Annotated in this window: 21 protein-coding genes; 14 read left to right on the top strand and 7 right to left on the bottom strand. The window is 71.4% G+C overall.

Going from position 1 to position 20,620, the window contains the following annotated elements:
* The first annotated feature begins 2 nt into the window (after positions 1-2).
* Positions 3-2,105, top strand: a complete 2,103-nt coding sequence (locus E8M80_RS19990) for a hydantoinase/oxoprolinase family protein (RefSeq protein ID WP_137127489.1) — start codon at positions 3-5, stop codon at positions 2,103-2,105.
* Between the two features lie 10 nt (positions 2,106-2,115).
* Here E8M80_RS19990 and E8M80_RS19985 read toward each other — a convergent pair whose 3' ends face one another.
* Positions 2,116-3,522, bottom strand: coding sequence for a M20/M25/M40 family metallo-hydrolase (locus E8M80_RS19985; protein WP_137127488.1), 1,407 nt, complete (start codon positions 3,520-3,522; stop codon positions 2,116-2,118).
* 1,179 nt (positions 3,523-4,701) lie between these two features.
* Here E8M80_RS19985 and E8M80_RS19980 point away from each other — a divergent pair.
* The gene (locus E8M80_RS19980) at positions 4,702-4,962 is read left to right on the top strand and encodes an energy transducer TonB (RefSeq protein ID WP_137127487.1); all 261 of its coding nucleotides are present in this window, start codon (positions 4,702-4,704) and stop codon (positions 4,960-4,962) included.
* 233 nt (positions 4,963-5,195) lie between these two features.
* On the opposite strand, the gene E8M80_RS19975 is transcribed toward E8M80_RS19980, so the two are convergent.
* Positions 5,196-5,423, bottom strand: a complete 228-nt coding sequence (locus E8M80_RS19975) for a hypothetical protein (RefSeq protein WP_137127486.1) — start codon at positions 5,421-5,423, stop codon at positions 5,196-5,198.
* Positions 5,424-5,910: 487 nt separating this feature from the next.
* Between E8M80_RS19975 and E8M80_RS19970 the strand changes: the two genes are divergently transcribed.
* The 11 genes from E8M80_RS19970 (at position 5,911) to E8M80_RS19920 (ending at position 15,144) form a co-directional block, all read left to right on the top strand.
* Positions 5,911-6,684, top strand: a complete 774-nt coding sequence (locus E8M80_RS19970; RefSeq protein ID WP_137127485.1) for an SDR family oxidoreductase — start codon at positions 5,911-5,913, stop codon at positions 6,682-6,684.
* 2 nt (positions 6,685-6,686) lie between these two features.
* A complete protein-coding gene (locus tag E8M80_RS19965; protein ID WP_170979523.1) occupies positions 6,687-7,079 on the top strand; it encodes a dihydroneopterin aldolase in 393 nt (130 codons plus the stop codon).
* A gap of 287 nt (positions 7,080-7,366) precedes the next feature.
* Positions 7,367-9,262, top strand: a complete 1,896-nt coding sequence (gene uvrC / locus E8M80_RS19960; RefSeq protein ID WP_137127483.1) for an excinuclease ABC subunit UvrC — start codon at positions 7,367-7,369, stop codon at positions 9,260-9,262.
* Between the two features lie 14 nt (positions 9,263-9,276).
* The gene (gene pgsA, locus E8M80_RS19955) at positions 9,277-9,900 is read left to right on the top strand and encodes a CDP-diacylglycerol--glycerol-3-phosphate 3-phosphatidyltransferase (RefSeq protein ID WP_137127482.1); all 624 of its coding nucleotides are present in this window, start codon (positions 9,277-9,279) and stop codon (positions 9,898-9,900) included.
* 77 nt (positions 9,901-9,977) lie between these two features.
* On the top strand, positions 9,978-10,610 hold the full coding sequence (locus E8M80_RS19950; protein WP_137127481.1) for a hypothetical protein: 633 nt from the start codon (positions 9,978-9,980) through the stop codon (positions 10,608-10,610).
* Positions 10,611-10,615: 5 nt separating this feature from the next.
* The gene (gene moaD / locus E8M80_RS19945; protein ID WP_137127480.1) at positions 10,616-10,867 is read left to right on the top strand and encodes a molybdopterin converting factor subunit 1; all 252 of its coding nucleotides are present in this window, start codon (positions 10,616-10,618) and stop codon (positions 10,865-10,867) included.
* A 1-nt stretch (position 10,868) separates the two neighbouring features.
* Positions 10,869-11,330 (top strand): molybdenum cofactor biosynthesis protein MoaE, encoded by a 462-nt coding sequence (locus tag E8M80_RS19940; protein ID WP_137127479.1) that lies wholly within the window; start codon positions 10,869-10,871, stop codon positions 11,328-11,330.
* Entirely contained in the window at positions 11,327-11,695 is a 369-nt protein-coding gene (locus E8M80_RS19935) for a VOC family protein (RefSeq protein ID WP_170979522.1), read from the top strand. Before E8M80_RS19940 ends, E8M80_RS19935 begins: the two co-directional genes overlap by 4 nt.
* Positions 11,696-11,765: 70 nt before the next feature.
* Positions 11,766-13,061, top strand: a complete 1,296-nt coding sequence (locus tag E8M80_RS19930; protein WP_240790131.1) for a hypothetical protein — start codon at positions 11,766-11,768, stop codon at positions 13,059-13,061.
* Positions 13,058-14,443, top strand: a complete 1,386-nt coding sequence (locus E8M80_RS19925; protein ID WP_206035686.1) for a hypothetical protein — start codon at positions 13,058-13,060, stop codon at positions 14,441-14,443. Before E8M80_RS19930 ends, E8M80_RS19925 begins: the two co-directional genes overlap by 4 nt.
* Positions 14,416-15,144, top strand: a complete 729-nt coding sequence (locus E8M80_RS19920) for a sulfite exporter TauE/SafE family protein (RefSeq protein WP_137127477.1) — start codon at positions 14,416-14,418, stop codon at positions 15,142-15,144. The genes E8M80_RS19925 and E8M80_RS19920 overlap by 28 nt, the downstream gene beginning before the upstream one ends.
* On the opposite strand, the gene E8M80_RS19915 is transcribed toward E8M80_RS19920, so the two are convergent.
* Genes E8M80_RS19915 through E8M80_RS19905 form a run of 3 tightly spaced genes read right to left on the bottom strand, consistent with a single transcriptional unit; the run spans position 15,141 to position 18,345 of the window.
* Entirely contained in the window at positions 15,141-16,709 is a 1,569-nt protein-coding gene (locus E8M80_RS19915; RefSeq protein WP_170979521.1) for a TRAP transporter large permease subunit, read from the bottom strand. The genes E8M80_RS19920 and E8M80_RS19915 overlap by 4 nt on opposite strands.
* A complete protein-coding gene (locus tag E8M80_RS19910; RefSeq protein WP_206035685.1) occupies positions 16,706-17,260 on the bottom strand; it encodes a TRAP transporter small permease subunit in 555 nt (184 codons plus the stop codon). Before E8M80_RS19910 ends, E8M80_RS19915 begins: the two co-directional genes overlap by 4 nt.
* Positions 17,257-18,345 (bottom strand): TRAP transporter substrate-binding protein, encoded by a 1,089-nt coding sequence (locus tag E8M80_RS19905; RefSeq protein ID WP_137127476.1) that lies wholly within the window; start codon positions 18,343-18,345, stop codon positions 17,257-17,259. Before E8M80_RS19905 ends, E8M80_RS19910 begins: the two co-directional genes overlap by 4 nt.
* Positions 18,346-18,485: 140 nt before the next feature.
* On the opposite strand from E8M80_RS19905, the gene E8M80_RS19900 reads away from it, so the two are divergent.
* Positions 18,486-18,902 carry a DUF4149 domain-containing protein gene (locus E8M80_RS19900; RefSeq protein WP_137127475.1) on the top strand — a complete coding sequence of 139 codons (417 nt, stop codon included), beginning with the start codon at positions 18,486-18,488 and terminating at the stop codon, positions 18,900-18,902.
* Between the two features lie 24 nt (positions 18,903-18,926).
* On the opposite strand, the gene E8M80_RS19895 is transcribed toward E8M80_RS19900, so the two are convergent.
* Positions 18,927-19,487, bottom strand: a complete 561-nt coding sequence (locus E8M80_RS19895; protein ID WP_137127474.1) for a hypothetical protein — start codon at positions 19,485-19,487, stop codon at positions 18,927-18,929.
* 29 nt (positions 19,488-19,516) lie between these two features.
* Complete coding sequence (locus E8M80_RS19890; RefSeq protein WP_137127473.1) at positions 19,517-20,530, bottom strand: HAD family phosphatase; 1,014 nt, start codon at positions 20,528-20,530, stop codon at positions 19,517-19,519.
* Between the last annotated feature and the right edge of the window lie 90 nt (positions 20,531-20,620).

Raw genomic sequence — 20,620 nt, 5'->3', positions numbered from 1 at the left:
CGATGGCCAGCGCGACCCGTACCGCACGCATCGGCGTCGATGTCGGCGGCACCTTCACCGACCTCGTGTTGCACGATCCGGGCCGCAACATCGTGCGTACCGGCAAGCTGCTGACCACGCCGGACGATCCCTCCGAGGCGATCCTCGCCGGCATCGCGCGCATCCTGCGGGAGGCCGCGCTGCGGCCCGAGGACGTGCACAGCGTCATCCACGGCACGACGCTCGTGACGAACACGATCATCGAGCGGACCGGCGCGACGGTCGGGCTGCTGACCACCGACGGCTTCCGCGACAGCATCGAGATCGGCCGCGAGACGCGCTACGACCTCTACGATCTGTTCCTCGAGACGCCGGCGCTGCTCGTGCCGCGGGCGCTCCGCCTCGAGATCCCGGAGCGCGTCGCGGCGGATGGGCGCGTGCTGTTGCCGCTCGACGAGCCCGCTGTCGCCGCCGCCGCGCGGCGCCTGGTGGAACAGGAAGGAGCGGAGGCGCTCGCCGTCTGCTTCCTCCATTCCTATCACGCGCCGGCGCACGAACAGCGCGCGGGCGAGATCATCCGCGCCCTCTATCCGAACCTGCCGGTCTCCCTCTCCGCCGAGGTCGCGCCCGAGATCCGCGAGTTCGAACGCGCCTCGACCGCCTGCGCCAACGCCTATGTCCAGCCGCTGATGGCGCGCTACCTCGACCGCGTGCAGGCGTCGCTCGAATCCATGGGCTTCGCCGGGCACCTCTACATCATGCTCTCGGGCGGCGGCATCACGTCGGTGCGGGAGGCGAAGGACTTCCCGATTCGCCTGATCGAATCGGGCCCCGCCGCGGGCGCCATGGCCTCGGCCTTCATCTCGCGGCTCGCCGGGATCGAGCATGTCGTCTCCTTCGACATGGGCGGCACCACGGCCAAGATGTGCCTCGTCGACCACCATGAGCCGAACCACAAGTTCGACTTCGAGGCCGGGCGCGTGCGCCGGTTCCAGAAGGGCTCGGGCCTGCCGCTCAAGGTCTCGGTGGTGGACATGATCGAGATCGGCGCGGGCGGCGGCAGCCTCGCGCGGATCGACGCGGCCTCGGGGCTGATGAAGGTCGGCCCGCGCAGCGCCGGCGCGAAGCCCGGCCCGGTCTGCTACGGCCGTGGCGGTACCGAGCCGGCCGTGACGGATGCCGACCTGATGCTCGGTCGCCTCGACCCCGCCTATTTCCTCGGCGGCGAGATGGCGCTCGACCTCGAGCCCGTGCGCCGCGCCTTCGAGGCGCGCATCACCGCCCAGACGGGCATCGCGGTGGAGCAGGCCGCGCTTGGTGTGCAGCGCATCGTGGACGAGACGATGGCATCTGCCACACGCATGCACATGGCCGAGAAAGGCAAGGACCCGCGCCGCTACGCCATGATCGCCTTCGGTGGCGCGGGTCCGGTCCATGCCTGGAACCTGGCGCGGCTGCTCAAGATCGGGCGCATCCTCGTGCCGCTCGGCGCCGGTGTCGCCTCGGCGCTCGGGTTCCTGGTGGCGCCGCCGGCGACCGACATGGTGCGCAGCTACGTGGCGCGGCTCGAGCTGATCGACTGGGCCCGGGTGAACGCCCTGTTCGCCGAGATGGCGGCGCAGGGGCGGGCGCTGCTGACCGAGGCCGGCGCGGCGCCGGACAGCATCGCCTTCCGCCCCGTCGCCGAGATGCGGCATGTCGGGCAGGGCTTCGAGATCCCGGTGCCCCTGCCCGGCCTGACGCTGTCGGAGGCCGACGTGCCGGCGATCCGCGCCGCCTTCTTCGAGACCTACCGCGATCGCTTCGAGCGCATCGTGGAGGACACGCCGATCGAGGCGCTGAGCTGGCGCCTCGCCTGTTCGGCTCCCGGCCAGACGATCGACCTGGCCGGCGCCGTGCCGCAGGTCGCCTCTGCCGGCCCGCCTGCGCCGCGCGCGCATCGCCGCGTCCTGTTCGAAGGTGCGGGCTGGCAGGATTGCCCGGTCCATGACCGTTACGCCCTGCCCGTCGGGGCGGAACTCGACGGTCCGGCGCTGATCGAGGAACGCGAATCCACCTGCGTCGTCGGTCCCGGCAGCAGGGTCCGGGTGGACCGTTTCCTCAACCTCGTGATCAACCTTCCCTGACGGCGGGGCGTCAGCCCCGCTTCGGCGCCAGCCCCGCGCCGATGTCCCACCAGATTCCCGCCATGAGGCCGAGCCCCTCGCGCAGCAAGGGCGCGAGCGCATGCTCGTCCGGCCCATGCTGGTTGCAGCCGGCGTAGGAGTTCGGGATCCAGACCACCGGCACGCCGAGCTCCTCCTGGAACATGTCCGAGGGGTTCGAGCCCGAGGAATTCGGCACGATGTTCGGCGCGCGGTTGGTGGTGCGCGTCATGGACTGCGCCAGCATGGCGACCCAGGGGTCGTCCGGGTCGGTGCGAGACGCGCCGAACATGTCGCGCTCCATGACCGGCACGACCTCCACGTCGACAAACCCGCGCGCGGCCAAGTGGCGCCGCAGCGCGGGAACGATCGCGTCCCCTTTCACGTCGGCCGTGTGGCGGACCTGCAGGCGCGCGCGCGCCTCCCCCTGCACGGCGTTCGTCGGCGCGTCCGGGTGCCCTGTCAGCTGCGCCAGCACGATGACGCTGGTCCAGCCGAAGATCTTCTCCCCCTTGGTCAGGCCGGGCTCGCCCCAGCCGGCATCCTCCTGCGGCAGGCCGGGGATGTCCTCGAAGACGAGGCCGCCGATCGCGCGCCGCACCGCGGGCGGTATGGCAGCCGGCGTCCATCCGTCGACGAGGATGCGCCCCTCGGGCGTCACGATGCTGGCCAGCGCATGCGCCAGGATGAACCCGGGATCCTTCAGCACGCCACCCCAGTGACCGGAATGATGCGCGTGGTCGCGCAGCCGCACGACCAGGTCGAAGGCGACGCCGCCGCGGGCGCCGAGCTTCATCTCCGGCATGAAGGTGGTCTGGCGCGGCCCGTCCAGGCCGATGAAGACATCGGCCGCGCAGCGCGCGCGCTCCTGCCGCAGCAGGTCCCGCAGGCCGGGCGAGCCCTGCTCCTCCCCGGTCTCGACAAGGACCTTGGCGTTGAAGCCGAGCCGGCCGCCGCGCTCGGCCAGCACGGCGCGCAGTGCCTCGATCGCAATCAGGTGCTGGCCCTTGTTGTCGACCGTCCCGCGGCCGAACCACGTCTCGCCCTGCACGGTGACAGACCAGGGGTCGAGCCCGCCGCTCCACTGTCCCGCGAGGCCGCGCACGACATCGCCATGGCCATAGACCAGGACGGTCGGCAGGGCGGGATCCTCGATCCTGGTCCCAAGGAAGACCGGCCCGCGCCCCGGCACGGGGTTGTCGAGCACCACATGGTCGAAGCCCATGCCCGCCATAAGCGCGGGGATGGTCTCGGCGCAGTAACGGGTCAGCGCCGGCAGGCTGTCCGGCATCTGGCTTTCGGTCGGCACGGCGACGAGCAGGCGCAACGCATCCAGGTAGGTGCCGTCATCGAAGTATTGTGCCGCGCGCGCAATGGCGCCTTCCCGCGAAGCGGCCATGCCAGGAACCTCCGAAATGATCCGGGATGCTTGCATGCAGGTCGCGAAGCGGAAAGCGGCCCCGGGCCGCATCATCATCGCACCGCGCCAACCAGCAGACGACCCGTGCCGGGCATTGGTGTACCAGGGCGCATCCTGGCGGCCGTCGAACTTCGATTCGGCCGTCCCGCCCCCATCTGGAGCAGGGTTCCGGACCCCCTGATGCGTCTCTCGCCCCGCGATCGTTCCCCGCCGCCCGCGCCGACCACCGCTTCGAGGCCCGAACCGCATGGCCCGTTGCTGAAGCGGCGTCGCCACCGCAGGGGCATCGGCGTGGCGGGCCTAGTCTCGACGCTGCTGCACGGCGTGCTCGTCGTCGCCTTCCTTCTCGAACTCGATCCGCGCCGCCCCCCGCCGCAACCGCTGCCGCCGCCGTCCTTCGCGGTCGTGTTCCAGGGTGGATCGGACCAGGCCCCACGCGGCGCAGAGGCCCCGGAGGAGGCGCCGACCGTCACGGCCGAGTCCGCGCCGCCATCCCTTCCGCCGCCGCCTGCACCGCCGGAGGCAACGCCCGCAGTGCCGGCCCCGCCCCCGCCGGCGCCCGCCATCGCCGCCCTGCCACCACCGCCGGCCGCCGCGCCGCCACCACCGCCGGCCGCCGCATCCCCTGTGCCGAGCCCAGTCGCGCCGCCGCCGGAACCGCCGCGTACGATCGTGGAGCCTGCCGCGCCGCCGCCGCCACCCCCGGCGCCACCGCCCGCCCGTCAGGTCGATGCCGCGCCGCCGCCCGTGCCGCCTCCGGCCCGCCAGGTCGACGCGGCGCCGCCGCCACCCATGCCATCCGTCGCGTCACCGCCGGAACCGACCCCACCGGCCGTACCGGACCCCGTCCCTGGCGCATTACCAACGGCACCGCCACCACCGCGCAGCATCCCGCCCGCCATTGCCGCCTTGCCGCTGCCCCCTCCAGCGCCGCCGGCCACACCGCCCTCCGCGCCTCCGGCGCCGCCGCGCATCGCTCCGCTCGACCTTACGGACCGGCCGCCGATCCGGCTCGGGGAGGCCGATCCGTCACGACCGGGTGCCCCGCGCCGCGGCCTCGATCTTCGGCCGGGCGCCAGCCTCCCGGGACCCGGCGACGTCGAGAACCTTCGCGTCCGCGGTGCCCAGGCCGGCCCCGACTGGCGCAACGCCTTCCGCATGTGGCTCGACCGCAACCTTCGCTATCCACGGGAAGCGGCCGAGTTGGGCGAGCAAGGCCCGGTCACCGTCCGCATCACGACAGGCGCGGATGGCAGGGTGCGCCGCGTGGAACTACGCGCAGGTTCGCGCTCGATCTTTCTGAACCACTATTCGCAGTCGGTGTTCCGCGGCGCAGCGCTGCCGCCCTTCCCGCCTGGCACGGCAGAGGAAGAGGTCACGATCGACCTGACGATCCACTACATCCTGGTTCGTCGCTGAGAGACTTTTTGGGAACGCGCATTTGGGTGCATTCGGAAGTCCCGGCACCGGCGCTCCCCCGCCCCGCGACCCATGGACGCTGTCTTTGGATGCCCACCCGCCAAGGGGGAGCTGGCGGGCGCCGTTCATGCGGAAGAAGCTACAGGCTGGCCTAAGGACCCGGTCAGGTCGCGTCGAGCATCCCAGCGCGCAGGCGCGGCATTCCCTGCCCCTGGAACCGTGCCGCCCGCGCTTCAGGCATGCCCGACTTCGCCGAAGGCGTCCCGATTGGTCGCGCGAACCACCGCTGCAAAAAGGCGCAGGGCATCGGGACCGCCACAGTCCAACAGGGCGCCACCTTCCATTTCCCGCGCCAGGATCTCGGCGTGATCGGCCAGGGTTTCGGCCGCGCGACGCAGGGCCTCGCGCGACAGGGTCAGTTGCAGGTCGTCGCTCAACACGGTCCAGTCGGCAGGGCGCATGGCGATTCCATTTGCGGATCCGCCGTCCTGGCGCTCGTGCGGCTCGGGGGGCATGCCGCCCTCTGATCATGCCGGGCGAGGGTTAATGCGGCGTAATGGCCGCTCCCTGAGTCATTTGCCCCCGGGCGCGGAAGGCGCGGGGCGCGGCTGCGGCGTCGGTGGCCTGGCCGGCGTCGAGGGGCCGGAGATGACGTCGAAATCGTAGTCGGTGCGGTGCATGGCGGGCCTCCGTTACGGGTGGGGCCGCCAGGTGCCTGGGGTCTTGCGGGAGGCGGGATGTCGATGTCCCGGAACACGAAAGCCGCCAGGGGCTGGCGGCTTTCGGGGATGGTCGCGTGGCGCTTCCCTAGGCCGCTGGAGAATACCAGCGGTACCAAAATCGAACGGTGGGGATGCGACGCACGGCCATGAAAGAAACCTATCCGGCATCCGTGAACGCCCGCAAGCCCCGATGACGACCGGGGGGCCGCGCGCTACATGCGCTCCGATGTCCTTCACGATTCCCGACACGATCCCGCGCACCGCGCTCGTCACCGGCGGCGCGAGGCGGCTTGGCCGCGCCATGGCGCTCGCCCTTGCCGAATCGGGTTTCGATGTCGCCATACATTTCGCCTCGAGCGCCGTCGAAGCCGAGGCGACAGCGGCCGACATCCGGGCCCTTGGTCGCCGTGCCGTAGCGCTGCGTGCGGATCTCGCGCGCGAGGCCGACGTGGCGCGGCTCGTGCCCGACGCCACGGGGGCGCTGGGACCGCTCGGCGTGCTCGTGAACAACGCCTCGACCTTCGAGCGCGACGAATGGCAGGACGCGACCCGTGAATCCTGGGATCGCCATATGGAGCCGAACCTGCGCGCGCCCTTCGTCCTGGCGCAGGCCTTCGCCCGCGCCCTGCCCAAGGGACGGGAAGGCGCGGTGGTGAACCTGCTCGACCAGCGCGTGTGGTCGATGACGCCGCACTTCGTCTCCTACACCGTGTCCAAGGCGGGGCTCTGGGCGCTGACGCAGTCGCTGGCGCTGGCACTTGCACCGCATGTCCGGGTCAACGGGATCGGCCCCGGCCCCGCGCTTCCCAGCGCACGTCAGACGGCCGAACAGTTCGCCAGGCAGTGCCATTCCGTGCCGCTGCGTCGCGGCACCAGCCCCGATGAAGTCGCGCGCGCCCTGATCGCGATCCTCTGCCTGCCGGCCATGACCGGGCAGATGATCGCACTCGACGGCGGACAGCACCTGCAATGGGCTCCGAGCCATGGCTCGGAGCCCTAGGAATGAGCTTCGGCCCGGATGCGACGCGCGGCGTGCGCCATGTCTTCGTGCGTGGACTGACCGTGCAGGCCCGGCTGGGCGTCCATGCACACGAGGAAGCGGCACCGCAGCGCGTGGTGATCGGCATCGACCTCGCGGTGCGGGATACGCACGCACCAGCCGCTGAAGGACCGGACGAACTCGCGCGCGTGGTGGATTACGGTGCGGTTGCCGCAACCGCTCGGCGAATTGCCGGTGCAGGCCACGTGCGCCTCGCCGAAACGCTGGCCGAGCGCATCGCGCTCGCCCTGCTCGGGGATGACCGCGTCCTTTCGGCGCGCGTCTCGGTGGAGAAGCCCGACGTGCTGACGGATGTAACGAGTGTCGGCGTTGTCGTTGAAAGGACGCGGTTTTGAAACATGCGGCAGGCGGATTTTGTCCACCGCCGCTTGCCACCGAAACGCGAGCCAAGCGGGGTCAAGCGAAAAATGCATCTTGACCTATTCCGCGATGTCGGACTCAGAATAAAATCATTAAATATCAAATGCTTGATCGTTTTCTGGTGGACTGCCCGCCAGCACGGCACCACGCTGCACACGCGCTGCTGGCTTGCCCGCCGCGACATGCCCCGCCAATTGCCCACAAGGTTTTCCACAGGAGTCGTGGACAATCCCATGCCACGGCGGCGTAACATTTCCTCGCCATGACCGGCTCGCACCACAGCCCCGCAACGGCCGATGGGCTTGCGGTGATCGAGGCCGTGCTGCCCAGCCTGCCGCTCTCCCCGGGCGTCTACCGCATGCTCGATGCAAAGGGAGAAGCTCTCTATGTCGGCAAGGCGCGCTCCATCCGGAAGCGCGTCACCTCCTACACGCAGGTGGCGCGGCTGCCCGAGCGGCTGCGGCGGATGGTGTTCGAGACCCGCAGCCTCGAGATTGTCACGACCGGCTCGGAGGCCGAGGCGCTGCTGCTCGAGGCGAACCTCATCAAGCGCCTGCGGCCGCGCTTCAACATCGTCCTGCGCGACGACAAGTCCTACCCCTGGCTGATGCTGTCCGAGGACCACCCTTATCCGCAGATCGCGAAGCACCGCGGGGAACGGCGGAAAGGCGCTGCCTACTACGGCCCCTTCGCATCCGTCTGGGCGGTGAACCAGACCATCACCGCGCTGCAGAGGGTCTTCCTGCTGCGGTCCTGCCGCGACACGGTGTTCGACAGCCGCACGCGCCCCTGCCTGCTGTTCCAGATCAAGCGTTGCTCCGCCCCCTGCGTCGGGCGGATCAGCCGCGACGACTATGCCGCGCTCGTCGGGGATGCGAAGCAGTTCCTCTCGGGTGGCACGCCCTCGATCCAGAAGCGCCTCGCCGCCGAGATGGAGCAGGCGGCCGAGCACCTGGAATTCGAGCGCGCTGCGGCGCTGCGCGACCGCATCCGCGGCCTGACGCATGTGCAGGGCAAGGACCGGGTGAACCTCGACGGCGTCGGCGATGCCGACGTCGTCGCGCTGCACCAGGCAGCCGGGCAATCCTGCGTGCAGGTCTTCTTCTTCCGCGGCGGGCGCAACAACGGCAACCGCCCCTACTTCCTCAGCCATGCGAAGCACGACCAGCCGGCCGAGGAGGTGATGGGCACCTTCCTCGCCCAGCTCTATGACGACCTGCCGCCGCCTCCGCTGGTCCTGCTGTCCCACGACCCGCCGGAGGCACCCCTGATCGCCGAGGCTCTCTCCCTCAAGGCCGGCCGCCGGGTCGAACTCCACCGCCCGCAGCGCGGCGAGAAGAAGGAAGCCGTGGAGCATGCCGCCACCAACGCCCGCGAAGCGTTGGAGCGGCGGCTCGCGGAAGGCACGGCGCAGACGAAGCTGCTCGACGGTGTGGCCTCGCTGTTCGGCCTGGCGGCGCCCCCCGAGCGCATCGAGGTCTACGACAACAGCCACATCCAGGGCGCCAATCCCTACGGCGTCATGGTCGCGGCCGGTCCGAGCGGCTTCCTGAAGCAGGCCTATCGGAAATTCTCGATCAAGACGGCCCCGGGAAATGACGACTTGGCGATGATGCGCGAGGTCTTCGAGCGCCGCTTCGGCCGCGCGCTGCGCGAGGATCCCGGGCGCGAATCCGGAGCCTGGCCGGACCTCGTGCTGATCGACGGCGGCGCTGGGCAGCTTTCGGCGGCGCAGGCCGTGATGGCCGAACTCGGGGTCGAGGACGTGCCGCTCGTCGCCGTGGCCAAGGGCCCCGACCGCGATGCGGGCCGCGAATGGTTCCACACGGCCGGCCGCGAGGCGTTCCAGCTGCCGCCGCGCGACCCGGTCCTCTATTACCTGCAGCGGCTGCGCGACGAGGCGCATCGCTTCGCGATCTCGGCGCACCGTGCCGGCCGGTCGAAGGCCCTGACGCGATCGGAACTGGACGACATCCCGGGCGTGGGCGCCGCGATCAAGCGGCGGCTGCTCAATCACTTCGGCTCGGCCCGCGGCGTGCGCCAGGCGGGCCTGAGCGACCTCGAGGCATGTCCCGGCATCGGCCCAGCGGCGGCGCGGCGCATCCACGAGCATTTCCACCCCGGCGCAATGGTGGCCCCACGCGGCGGGAAGGGGTAATCAGGCTCCGCGCCATGCCGACCGACCTGCCCAACCTGCTGACGCTCTCCCGCATCGCGGCCATCCCCGTGCTGGTGACGTTCGCGGCCATTGGCGCGCCATGGTCGAACATGGTGGCCTGCGCCGTGTTCTCGGTCGCGGCGGTGACCGATTACTTCGACGGCAAGATCGCGCGCGACAGGGGGGTGACCTCCTCATTCGGCCGCATGCTGGACCCCATCGCCGACAAGCTGCTGGTGGGCGCGGCGCTGATGCTGCTGGTCGGACTCGAGCGCCTGTCCCATGCGGCGCTCTATCCCGCCATCGTGATCATGCTGCGGGAGATCATGGTCTCGGGCCTGCGCGAATACCTGGCGGAGCTGCGGGTCGGCCTGCCGGTCACGCGACTGGCCAAGTGGAAGACGGGCTTCCAGATGGGGGCGCTCGGGACGCTGCTCGCCGGTGACAGCGGCGCCGGGCTGATCGGGCTCTCTGCGCTGCCCGTCTCCCTCATCGGCGAAGCCGGCCTATGGGTGGCGGCAGCGCTGACGCTCGCCACAGGCTGGGACTACCTGCGGGCCGGATTGCGCCATGCAGGGGAGCAGGACGCCGCCGTGCAGCCGACTGCGCCGGTCGGAGAGACGGCGGCACAGCCTTGAGTGCGGCGCACCGGAGGATCATGTTGAATCGAGGAACGGTGGAGCAAGTACCGATGCGATGCGGGATTTCCGGCAGCGTGCTGCTTGCGACGATGGCATTGGCACTCACGGGGTGCGGGCCCGACTGGCAGCCCTCGTGGAACACCTCGTCGCGGCCCATCGTGCCCGGCGACAGCCTGACCATGCGGCGCGTGACCGGGCAGGACGCCGAATTCGAACCCCTGCGCAGCGAAGATCCGGCGCAGCTCCGCCTCAGCGCCGGCGCGTTGCGGACCGCGCCGCCGCCGACGCCCGAGGCCGCCATCCGGAGCGTGCCCGAGTATAGCCCGGTGCCGCGCCCCGACATCGAGCGGCGGACAGCGCCGGAGGCCGCGCCGCGCACGGGCAGCGCGACGCCGGCGCCCCCGGCCACCCAGCCGCCACGCGTAGGCAGTTCGACGCCGCCGCCCGTCGCCTCCGTGCCGCCGCGCGCGACGATCCCCGACCGCCCACCGGTGGCGGCGCCGACGACCGAGCCGCCCGAGCGTCGCGACGACCGCGTCATCGCCATACCCGGCCAGCCGCCAGCGGTGACGACGGACAGCGCCGGCCGGGTGCAATCCGTCATCCAGCCCGGCAACCCAGCGGGCGGCGTCGCCATCCGGGACGGCGGGACGACCACCGTCATCCAGCCCGGTGGACGCGTGACCACCGTTCCGACCACGCGCTGACCGCCATGCGCGTGCTCTATTTCGCCTGGGTCCGGCAGAAGGTAGGCATCGCGGAGGAGGAGGTGGCGCCGCCCTCCGACGTTCGCGACGTCGCCTCGCTGGTCGCGTGGCTGGCGGCGCGTTCCCCGGGCCACGCCGCCGCCTTCGCCGACCCTAAGCAGTTGCGCGCCGCTGTGAACCAGGATTTCGCGACCCCCGATCACCCGATCGCCGCCAACGACGAGGTCGCATTCTTCCCGCCCGTCACCGGAGGCTGACATGGCCCGCGTGCTCGTGCAGGAAGCGGCCTTCGATACCGGCGCCGAGACGACGGCGCTGACGGCAGTGCGCACCGATGTTGGGGGCGTCGCCTCCTTCCTCGGCGTCTGCCGCGGCGATGACGGGCTCGAGGCCATGGTGCTCGAGCATTATCCGGGCATGACCGAGCGCGCCATCGCCCGGATCGCGGCCGAGGCCGAGGCGCGCTGGCCGCTCACCGGCTGCACCGTCATCCACCGCGTCGGGCGCATCCTGCCCGGGGAGCCGATCGTGCTGGTGCTCACCGCCTCCGCCCATCGGAGGGCGGCGCTCGAGGCCTGCGCCTTCCTGATCGACTGGCTCAAGACCGGCGCGCCCTTCTGGAAGCGGGAGGAATTCGCCGAGGGCGCGCATCGCTGGGTCGAGGCGCGGGCAGAGGACGATGCCGCGGCCGCACGCTGGGCGGCGGCCGGGGGAACGTGACCCCGGCGCTCCGACTTTCAGCGGTCGTCATCCCCTGCCGCGACCTCTCGCGGCAGCGCGGCTTCTATGAACGCGTCCTGGAACGCGCGCCCAGCGAGGCACGGACGGGCTTCGTGCGGTTCGACCTCGACACGCTGAGCCTCGCGCTGCGCGCGCGGGGGGATGCGCTGTTCCCGCGCGAGGGCCAGGCCGGGGTGATGCTCACCTTCCGCCTGGACGGTGCTGACGAGGTCGAACGCTGGCACCGGCGGCTGCTGATGGCACATGTGGCGGTGCTCGAGCCGCCGACCCGCCTGCCCTCCGGCGAATGGTCGCTGCATGTCGCCGATCCGGAAGGCAATGTCCTGTGCCTCCTGGCGGGGTGACGTCACCGGCGGCCGACCCGCGGTGACCGCCGCGCCTGCAGGGCGGTGGTGGGCGGCGCCTGCCGCGGTCGTGGCCGGCGCGGTCCTGCTCGCCTGGCCGGCGCTGCTGAACGGCTATCCGCTCGTGTTCAGCGATACGGGCGGCTTCCTGCACCAGACGACCGGGCCCCTCATGCTCTGGGACAAGCCCTGGATCTACGGGCCGTTCCTGCACCTGTTCCATTGGCGGACGACGCTCTGGCTGCCGCTGGCGGCCCAGGCGCTGGTCGTGTCACACCTGCTGTGGGTGACGCAAAGCGTGCTTCGGGGTGGGGCGACGCCGGGCGCGCATGTCGCGGCCTGCACCGTTGCGGCGGCGCTGACGGCCGCGCCCTTCACCGTCGCGTTGCTTATGCCGGATGTCTTCGCGCCGGTCGTGCTGCTTGCGCTGCTGCTGCTCGGCCTCGGTGGCGGGGGCCTGACGCGCGGAGAGGCGGCATGGCTCGGCGGCATCGCGGCTCTGGGCATCGCGGCGCATCCCGCGCATCTGCCGCTCGCGCTGGCCGCGATCGGCATGGTGCTGGTGACGGGCCGCTGGCGGGGCGCGGTCCGCGCGGCCTTGCCCCTGGCTGCGGCGGTCGCCCTGGTGCTCGCGACCAATGCCGTCGGTCACGGGCGCGCGGCGCTGTCGCCGCATGGTGCGACCTTCCTGCTGGCACGGCTGCAGGCGGACGGGCCGGCGACGGAGGTCATCAGGGCGCAATGCCCGGCAGCGGGCTGGTATCTCTGCGCCTTCGCCGATCGTTTCCCGATGGACTCCCAGACATTCCTCTGGTCCCCCGAAAGCCCGGTGAACCGCGACGCGGCGGGACAGGCGCGCTTCCTCGGCGGTGCGATGATCTCTCGCGAGGCTGCGGAGATCGTCGCGGAGACGCTTCGCACGTATTCGGCAGATGTGGCGGGAGCCATCCTGCGCAACACGCTCGCGCAGATCGCCACGATCTCGATCGGCGATACGCTGACAAGCCACAACCTGGCGACCGCGCTGCGACCGCGCATCGCAGAGGCCTTCCCGGGCATGGAACTTGCCGCCTTCGATGATGCGCTGCAGGCGCGGGATGCCCTGCTTCCCGCGGTCGCGTGGGTCGTCCCGGCGCACCTCGTCACACTGATCCTGGCGTTGCCGCTCCTCGCCGTCGGCGCGCTGCGGGGCAGCGACCCGCTGCGGCGCTGGTTCGCCCTGGCGCTGCTCGCCGGCCTGGTCGCGAACGCCGTCGCGACGGGTGGCTTATCCGGCGTGTTTCCGCGGTATCAGGCGCGCATTGCCTGGCTACTGCCCGTGGTGGCCATGCTGCTCCTGCTGCCCCCGCGAAGGAGGAGCGCGTGACGGCGCTGGCGGCGATCTTGCTCGGCGCGGCGCTGCTGGCCTGGCCCGCCGCGCTGAACGGCTACCCGCTCGTCTTCATCGACAGCGTCTCCTACCTCGGCCACACGTTGTTCCCCGAATGGCCCTGGGACAAGACGGCCGCGTACGGCCCCTTCCTGCACCTGTTCCACTGGGGGTGGTCGCTCTGGCCCGCACTGGCAGGCCAGGTACTGCTGCTGTCGCATCTCCTGTGGCTGACGCAGCGCGCGGCTCGCGGCGGCGTGACGGTGGCCGCGCACGTCCTGCTTTGCGTCGGGCTCGCGGCCCTGACCGCCGCGCCATGGTTCGCGGCCACGCTGATGCCAGACATCTTCGCCGCCGTCGCGCCGCTCTGCCTGCTGCTGCTCGGCTTCGCGCGGGACAGGCTTTCGGGGCGCGAGGCGGCGTGGCTCGTGCTGCTCGGCGCCTTCGCGGTGGCGACGCACCTGTCGCACCTGCCGACCTCGCTGGCGCTGGTGGCCTTCGTCGCCGTCGCGACGCGGGGGCTGGTCGCGCCGCTGCGCGCGGCGCTGCCGGTGGCGCTGGCGGTCGCGTCGCTGGCCGGCGCCAATACGTTCGCCTTCGGCGCGCCGTCGCTCTCGCCGCATGGGGCAGCCTTTCTGCTCGCACGGCTGCAGGCGGATGGGCCGGCCGCGGCGACCATCCGGGCCAATTGCCCGTCCGCGCGCTGGTACCTCTGCGGCCATGCGGGGCGCCTGCCGATGGACAGCGACGAATTCCTCTGGGACGCCGCCGCGCCGCCGAACCGCACGCCGGACGGCCGCTCCATCGAGATGGGCGCAATGCGCCTCGCGCCCGAGGCATCCGCCATCATCGCCACGACACTCCGGGAACGCCCGGCCGAGGTGGCGCTGGCGATGGCGCGCAATACGCTCCGCCAGGCCACGATGGTGGAGGTGGGCGACACGCTTGGGAATGCGCATCTCGCGGCCTCGGCACGCCGTGCCATCGCGGTGATGCCCGCGCGCGAACTCGCGGCCTTCGATGGCGCGGCGCAGATGCGCGGCGAACTCCCGACGCGCACCGCGCCCTTCCTGCTGCCGCACCTGCCCGTGCTGCTGGCCGCGCTGCCGCTGCTGGCCGCGGCCATCGGGCTGGCGCTGTGGCGCGGCGACCGCGTGCGCTACGGGCTGCTCGCGGGTATCGTCGTTGCGGTCGCGGTCAATGCCTTCGCGACGGGGGCGCTCTCCGCGCCGGTCGACCGCTATCAGGCGCGGATCGTCTGGCTGCTGCCGCTGGCCGCCGTGCTCGGCCTGCTGCCACGCTTCGGCGCAGGCCTGACCGTCGAGGAACAGGTTCGCGCCAGGATGGCGGCATGGTCGACATCCTCCTCATCTTCCTGATCGCGGGCGTGGTGAAGGGCGTCGCGGGCTTCGGCCTGCCGACGGTGAGCATCGCGCTCCTCGCACTGCTGCGCCCGCTGCCGGAAGCGATGGCGCTGATGCTGCTGCCCTCGCTCGCGACGAACATCTGGCAGGCCTTCGCCGGCGGGACGCTGCGCCTCGTCGCGCCACGCATCGGTGCCTTCCTGTTGTGCGCGGTGGCCGCGACCTATGTGGCGGCGGGCCTGCTGGCGCGGGCCGATACGGCGCTGCTCTCGGGGCTGCTCGGGTTGCTGCTGGTGGCGTCCTCCACCCTGGCGCTGGCCGCACCCACGCTGCCGGCGCCGTCCCGCCGCGTCGAGCGCTGGCTGGCGCCCCCGATGGGCGCGGTCTCCGGCGCCATCGCGGGACTCACCGGCAGCTTCCTGGTGCCGGCGGCGCCCTGGCTGCAGGCGATCCGCCTGCCACGCGAACAGTTCATCCAGGGCTTCGGGCTTGGCGTCGTGCTGGTGAACGCGGCGCTCGCAGCGGGGCTTGCAGGGGCCGGGCTGCTGCCGACGGAACTCGGCGTCGCGTCCCTGGCGGGGCTGGCGCCGGCCTTCGCCGGCATGGCGCTCGGCCGGCGGCTCCGACAGCGGCTGGACGAGGGCGCCTTCCGGCGCGTGGTGCAGGTGGCGCTGGGCCTGCTCGGCGCCTGGCTCGCGGTCCGAGGACTCGCCTAGAAAAGCACGCCCGGCAGCCACGTCGCGAGGCCGGGAAAGGCGATCACGGTCGCCACCGCCAGCAGCTGCAGCAGCACGAAGGGGACGACGCCGCGGTAGATGTCGGCCGTATTGACCCATCGCTGCGCGACGCCGCCCAGGTAGAACAGTGAGAAGCCGAAGGGCGGCGTCAGGAAGGATGTCTGCAGATTCAGCGCGATCAGCACCGCGAGCCAGATCGGGTCGAGCCCCATGCCGAGCAGCACTGGCCCGACCACGGGCACGACGATGATCGTGATCTCGACGAAGTCGAGGAAGAAGCCCATCACGAACATCAGCGCCATGACGGCCAGCAGCGCGCCCATCGGCCCGCCGGGGATGGCGGAAAGCAGCTCCTTCACCGTCTCCTCCCCGCCCAGGCCCCGGAACACGAGGGAGAAGAGCGTCGCACCGATCAGCGTCGCAAAGATCATCGCCGTGATCGTCATGGTTGCGTGCGAGACGGCGGGGAGCACGCCGCCGCGGAAGGCCCGCAGCAGGGCGACCACCACGCCCGCCGTCAGCCCCGCGACCAGCACGCCGGCGCCGGCCAGCGCGACGCGGTCGGTCAGCGGCGCCGCCGCCCGCCCGAGCCTGAGGTCGAACATCATGCCGAGCACGACCAGCCCGACGGCGCAGGCCGCCGCCAGGTGGATAGGCCAGGCTCGGCCCGGCTGCCGCAGCCCGGCCAACATCGTCGCGCCGACCGCCCCGACTGCCGCCGCTTCCGTGGGCGTGGCGACGCCGCCGAGGATCGACCCCAGCACGGCGACGATCAGCACGATGGGTGGCACCAGCGCGTTCAGCAGCTCGCGGGATGAGATTCGCCCCGCCTCCTCCCGCGGGATCGCGGGCGCCAGGTCAGGCCGCAGGAAGGCGATGACGAGCTGGTAGAGGATGTAGAAGCCGACCAGCATGAGGCCCGGGATCATGGACCCGGCAAAGAGCTGGCCGACGGATACGGTCTCGACCGAGAACTTCCCCTGGGCGAGCTGCGCCTGCTGGTAGGCGGCGGCGATCACCTCGCCCAGGATGACCATGACGGTGGAGGGCGGGATGATCTGCCCGAGCGTGCCGGCCGCGCAGATGGTGCCGCAGGCGAAGCGCTTGTCGTAACCGCGGCGGAGCATGGCGGGCAGCGCCATGAGCCCCATCGTGACCACCGTCGCGCCGACGATGCCGGTCGATGCGGCCAGCAGCGCGCCGACGACCGACACGCTGATCGCGAGCCCGCCGCGCACCGATCCGAACAGCCGGCCCATGGCCTCGAGGAGGTCCTCGGCGATGCGGGAGCGCTCCAGCATCATGCCCATGAAGACGAACAAGGGGATCGCGACCAGCGTCTCGGTCGTCATGGTCCCGAAGATGCGCTGCGCCAGCGCCGCCAGCAGGAAGGTGTCGAACACCCCGAAGGCGATGCCGAGCCCGCCGAAGACGATGGCACAGCCGGTCAGCAGGAAGATGACCGGCACGCCGGTGAGGATCAGCACGCAGAGCGAGCCGAACATGAGCAGGTCGAGCACCTGCCCGATCGAGGATGTGCTCATGCGCCGCCCTGGTGCGCCCGGTGCGGGAGATGCGTCGTGGCCGCGCCCGCCAGGACAGCGAGGCAGCGGATGCCGGTGGAGACGGCCTGCATCGCAAGCAGCATGGCCATGAGCGGGATCAGCGACTTGAGCGCCGGCACGAGGGGCAGGCCGCCATAGGCCATGGGTCCCTCCCCCTCGGTCCACGCGCGCGCCGCGAAGCCCCAGGACGCCCAGAGCACCAGCGCGCAGAAGGGCAGCACCGCCACCAGGATGGCGACCAGGTCCACTAGCGCGCGGCGGCGCGGCGACCAGCCGGCATAAAGCACGTCCACCCGGACATGCTGGTCCACGAGGAAGGTGTAGCCGATCGCCAGCATGAAGAGCGTGGCGTGCAGGTAGGTCACGCTTTCCTGCATCATGACGAAGGACGACGCGAAGGCGTAGCGCAGCACCACCACGACGAACTGCACGAGAACGGTGGCGAGCGCGAGCCACATGACGCCGCGCGCGAGCAGGCGGCTCGCGGTGTCATGCGCATCGGCGATGCGGAGCAAGGCGCGCAGCGTCAACCCCAGCGGATCGGCAGCGCGCGTGCCGCGAAGTTCGCGCCGTAGGATTGCAGCATGTAGGCCTGGCTGCGGTTGCGGAACTCGGCATAGGAATCCGCCACGCGCTTGACCATCGGGTCCTGGTGGGCGCGGAACTCGGCCAGGATCTCGCCGGCCGAATTGCCGAGCGCGATCAGCACGTCGCGCGGCACCTCCTTGGGCGTGACGCCGTGGCGGGAGACAAGCTCGGCCAGCGCGCGCGGGTGGTTCGCGTCGTATTCGGTCGTGATCTCCTCCGCCACGCTCTGGCAGGCGAAGCGGACCGCGGCCTTGAGGTCGTCGGGCAGCGCGTTCCAGCGTGCCATGTTGATGCCGATCTCCTCGGCGCTGGACGGCTCCTGAACGCCCGGCCAGTAGTAGTTCTTCGTCACCTGGTGCAGGCCGAGCGGGGCGTCGCTGAAGGGGCCCAGGAACTCGGCCGCATCGATCGTGCCCGATTGCAGCGCGGCGAAGATCTGCCCGGCGGGAAGCGTGACGACCGAGGCACCGGCACGGCGGAACATCTCCCCGCCCAGACCCGCGGTTCGGAAGCGCAGGCCACGGAAATCCTCGACGGAGTTGATCTCGCGGCGGAACCAGCCGAACCATTGCGGGCCGCTGTCGCCGGTGTTGAAGGGCTTCACGCCGAAGCGGGCATAGGCCTCGTCATAGAGGGCCTGGCCGCCGCCGTGCATCATCCACGCCTGCCGCTCATAGACGGTCATGCCGTAGGGAAAGGAGCCGAAGAAGCCGATCGCCGGCGACTTGGCGATCCAGAAGGACGGCACGCCGTGGTAGAGATCGGCCGTGCCGGCGGCGACGGCATCGAAGGCGCCGGGAGCGGGCACGACCTCCCCCGCGGCGAAAAGGCGGACGCTGATGCGGCCCGCGGTGACCGCGCCGATGCGATCCGCGACCTTCTGCGCGGCGACGCCCGGCCCGGGGAGGTTGCGCGGCCAGAGCGTAACCATCCGCCATTCCACGCGCCCCTGCGACAGCGCCGGCGCGGCGAGGCCGGCCGAGGCCGCGGCCACACCGCCGGCCGCAAGAATCCCACGACGATTCATGTCCCACATCTCCCGATTGCGCGCTGCCCCCCAGGGCGCCCGTCATCCGGCGGGCCGCCGCGTTGCAACATTCCTGCACCGCATCCCGGGTCGCGGCAAGAAGCCTTGCGGGGTGGCGGGATGGGCGCCACCTCCGCCGCATGACTGTCCTGTCCGCGATCGCCCTTCTCTGCACTGCCATGCTGTTCGGGGGCATAGCGTTCTTTGCGGCCTGCATTGCGCCGGTGGTCTTCACGCGCCTGCCGCCGGAATGGGCCAGCCGCTTCATCCGGGGCGTCTTCCCCGTCTACTACCTCTGGGTGCTCGGCACCTCGGCCGCCGGGACCTTCGCGCTGCTGCCGCTGCGGCCGCTGGACGCACTCGCCCTGGGCGCCGTGGCGGGCACGACGTTCTGGCTCCGGCAGTCCCTGATGCCCCGCATCAACGCGCTGTCGGACGCGGCGCAGGCCGGTGATGCCGCGGCCAAGGCCGCGTTCGACCGGGCGCACCGGCTCTCGGTGCGGGTGAACGTGGCGCAGATGGTAACCGCCGCCGTGGTGCTGGCGCGCTTCGCCTGACCCGCGCGTTGCTTCCGGCCGCTCTCAGCGCGGCTGAGCCTCCAGGATTTCTCGCAGTCCCAGCCCCCAGGACGAGATGGCCTTCAGGAAGGGAAGCAGCGGGACATCGAGGAAGGTGATGCGCTCCGCCGCGAAGACATGGATCGCGCCCGACATCGGCGCGGGCGAGCCGGGGATGAACACGAGCAGCCGCCCGTCCGCCAACTCGTCCATCACGAGAGCCGGGCAGTGCGCATCGTCGAAGGCCGCGAGCGCCGGGCGCAGGGACCGGCCGGCGGCCTCCCCGAGCGGGCCGTCCGCGGCGAAGGCCTTAACCAGCCGATAGCCCGGGATCTTCTCGAACAGCACGCCCTCGAGGATGCTGCGTGCCCGCCGACCGGCCGCGGACCGCACCAATACCCCGACCAGGAGGCAGAGCAGCACCATCATCGCGACCGCGACCATCAGCGGGTGCACATAGGTCCCCGCCAGCGGATCCGCCGCATCCTGGAGCCGGCGCAGGATGCCGAGGACGAGCAGCGCGATCGCGCCGACCGGCAGCACCACCATCGCGCCGTCGAACAGCGCGCGCCTCAGTTCCTTCATCCGCGTCCCTCCTTCCCCCCGACGGGCCGCTACGGGAAGATCCGCGCCCAGTCCCCACGCATCGAGACGACCTGCCAGCGGCGCTGCGGCGCCTCGTCCAGCGCGCGCGAGAGCCGCCCGACATGGCTCTCACGGTCATAGGCGTATTCCCGCTCGGCGTCGTCGTGGCGGACGATCATGCCGAGCCGCCGCCCAGGCCCTTCCGTCGTGTAGCGCAGCATGTGCCAGTCGCCGTCGGAATTGCCGAAGGCCGCGACAGGCCGCTGGCCGATGTGCCGTGCGATGCCGACAGGCTTGCCCGGGCCGTCGTCGATGAAATCCACGCGCGGTTCGCGTGTCAGGGTGATGCGACCATCGGCCTCGCCCGGCGTCAGCGCGAAGGTCGAGCCGACCACCTGGTGCATCGGAATGCCGTACACGTCCTGAGAGAAGGCCCGGACGAACTCGACGCCACCACCCGAGACGATGAAGGTGTCGAAGCCTTTTGCGCGCAGGTAGGCGAGAAGCTCGAGCATCGGCTGGTAGACCAACCGTGTGTAGGGCTGTCCCCATCTCGGATCGCGCGCGGTGGCCTGCCATTCCGCGGCGATGCGCCGGAATTCCTCGGGCGTATTGCCCGGCTGGGCGGCGCCGGCGAGTTTCAGGAGGCCTTCCGCGCCGCCAGCAGCAAGCGTGCGCACGTCGCCGGCGATCGCCGCGCGGAACAGCGGATCGGCGGCCCAGCCCGGGTTCTGCGGCGCCATCGCACGGATGCGATCCAGCATGAAGGTCAGTTGCGTGTAGACTGGCTGCTCGACCCACAGCGTGCCGTCATTGTCGAAGACGGCGATACGCGCGGCCGGTGGCACGTAGTCCGGCCCGCCTTCGGTGGTGACCGCCGCGACGAAGTCCAGCAGTGCCCGCCGACGCGGCGTATCGCGCCAGGACGGTAGAGGATCCGCGGCCTGCGCGGCGACAATACGAGGCGCGACGGCCAGTGCGGCCGCCAGCGCCGGCAAGGCGCGCCGCTGCGCGGCCAAGCGCGTGATCGTCTCGTGTGCCATTCCAGCCTCCACCGAAAAACGGCACCGGCGGGCGTCGGGGGACGCCCGCCGGACTAGACTGCCCGCCGCCGCCGAGGAGGCCGCGGCGAC

This window comes from Roseomonas sp. HF4 (genome assembly GCF_005222755.1).
Lineage (GTDB): Bacteria > Pseudomonadota > Alphaproteobacteria > Acetobacterales > Acetobacteraceae > Neoroseomonas.
Note: the sequence above shows the minus strand (reverse complement) of the source record. Positions and strands in the feature narration are given on the sequence as shown.

Excerpts from the sequence above, each read along its gene's own strand:
- E8M80_RS19985 (WP_137127488.1), bottom strand. The coding sequence starts at position 3,522 with ATGGCCGCTTCGCGGGAAGGCGCCATTGCGCGCGCGGCACAATACTTC.
- moaD (WP_137127480.1), top strand. The coding sequence starts at position 10,616 with ATGCGCGTGCTCTATTTCGCCTGGGTCCGGCAGAAGGTAGGCATCGCG.
- E8M80_RS19965 (WP_170979523.1), top strand. The coding sequence starts at position 6,687 with ATGAGCTTCGGCCCGGATGCGACGCGCGGCGTGCGCCATGTCTTCGTG.
- E8M80_RS19915 (WP_170979521.1), bottom strand. The coding sequence starts at position 16,709 with ATGAGCACATCCTCGATCGGGCAGGTGCTCGACCTGCTCATGTTCGGC.
- E8M80_RS19920 (WP_137127477.1), top strand. The coding sequence starts at position 14,416 with ATGGTCGACATCCTCCTCATCTTCCTGATCGCGGGCGTGGTGAAGGGC.
- E8M80_RS19980 (WP_137127487.1), top strand. The coding sequence starts at position 4,702 with ATGTGGCTCGACCGCAACCTTCGCTATCCACGGGAAGCGGCCGAGTTG.
- E8M80_RS19990 (WP_137127489.1), top strand. The coding sequence starts at position 3 with ATGGCCAGCGCGACCCGTACCGCACGCATCGGCGTCGATGTCGGCGGC.
- E8M80_RS19905 (WP_137127476.1), bottom strand. The coding sequence starts at position 18,345 with ATGAATCGTCGTGGGATTCTTGCGGCCGGCGGTGTGGCCGCGGCCTCG.
- uvrC (WP_137127483.1), top strand. The coding sequence starts at position 7,367 with ATGACCGGCTCGCACCACAGCCCCGCAACGGCCGATGGGCTTGCGGTG.
- E8M80_RS19940 (WP_137127479.1), top strand. The coding sequence starts at position 10,869 with ATGGCCCGCGTGCTCGTGCAGGAAGCGGCCTTCGATACCGGCGCCGAG.
- pgsA (WP_137127482.1), top strand. The coding sequence starts at position 9,277 with ATGCCGACCGACCTGCCCAACCTGCTGACGCTCTCCCGCATCGCGGCC.
- E8M80_RS19970 (WP_137127485.1), top strand. The coding sequence starts at position 5,911 with ATGTCCTTCACGATTCCCGACACGATCCCGCGCACCGCGCTCGTCACC.
- E8M80_RS19975 (WP_137127486.1), bottom strand. The coding sequence starts at position 5,423 with ATGCGCCCTGCCGACTGGACCGTGTTGAGCGACGACCTGCAACTGACC.
- E8M80_RS19890 (WP_137127473.1), bottom strand. The coding sequence starts at position 20,530 with ATGGCACACGAGACGATCACGCGCTTGGCCGCGCAGCGGCGCGCCTTG.
- E8M80_RS19900 (WP_137127475.1), top strand. The coding sequence starts at position 18,486 with ATGACTGTCCTGTCCGCGATCGCCCTTCTCTGCACTGCCATGCTGTTC.
- E8M80_RS19895 (WP_137127474.1), bottom strand. The coding sequence starts at position 19,487 with ATGAAGGAACTGAGGCGCGCGCTGTTCGACGGCGCGATGGTGGTGCTG.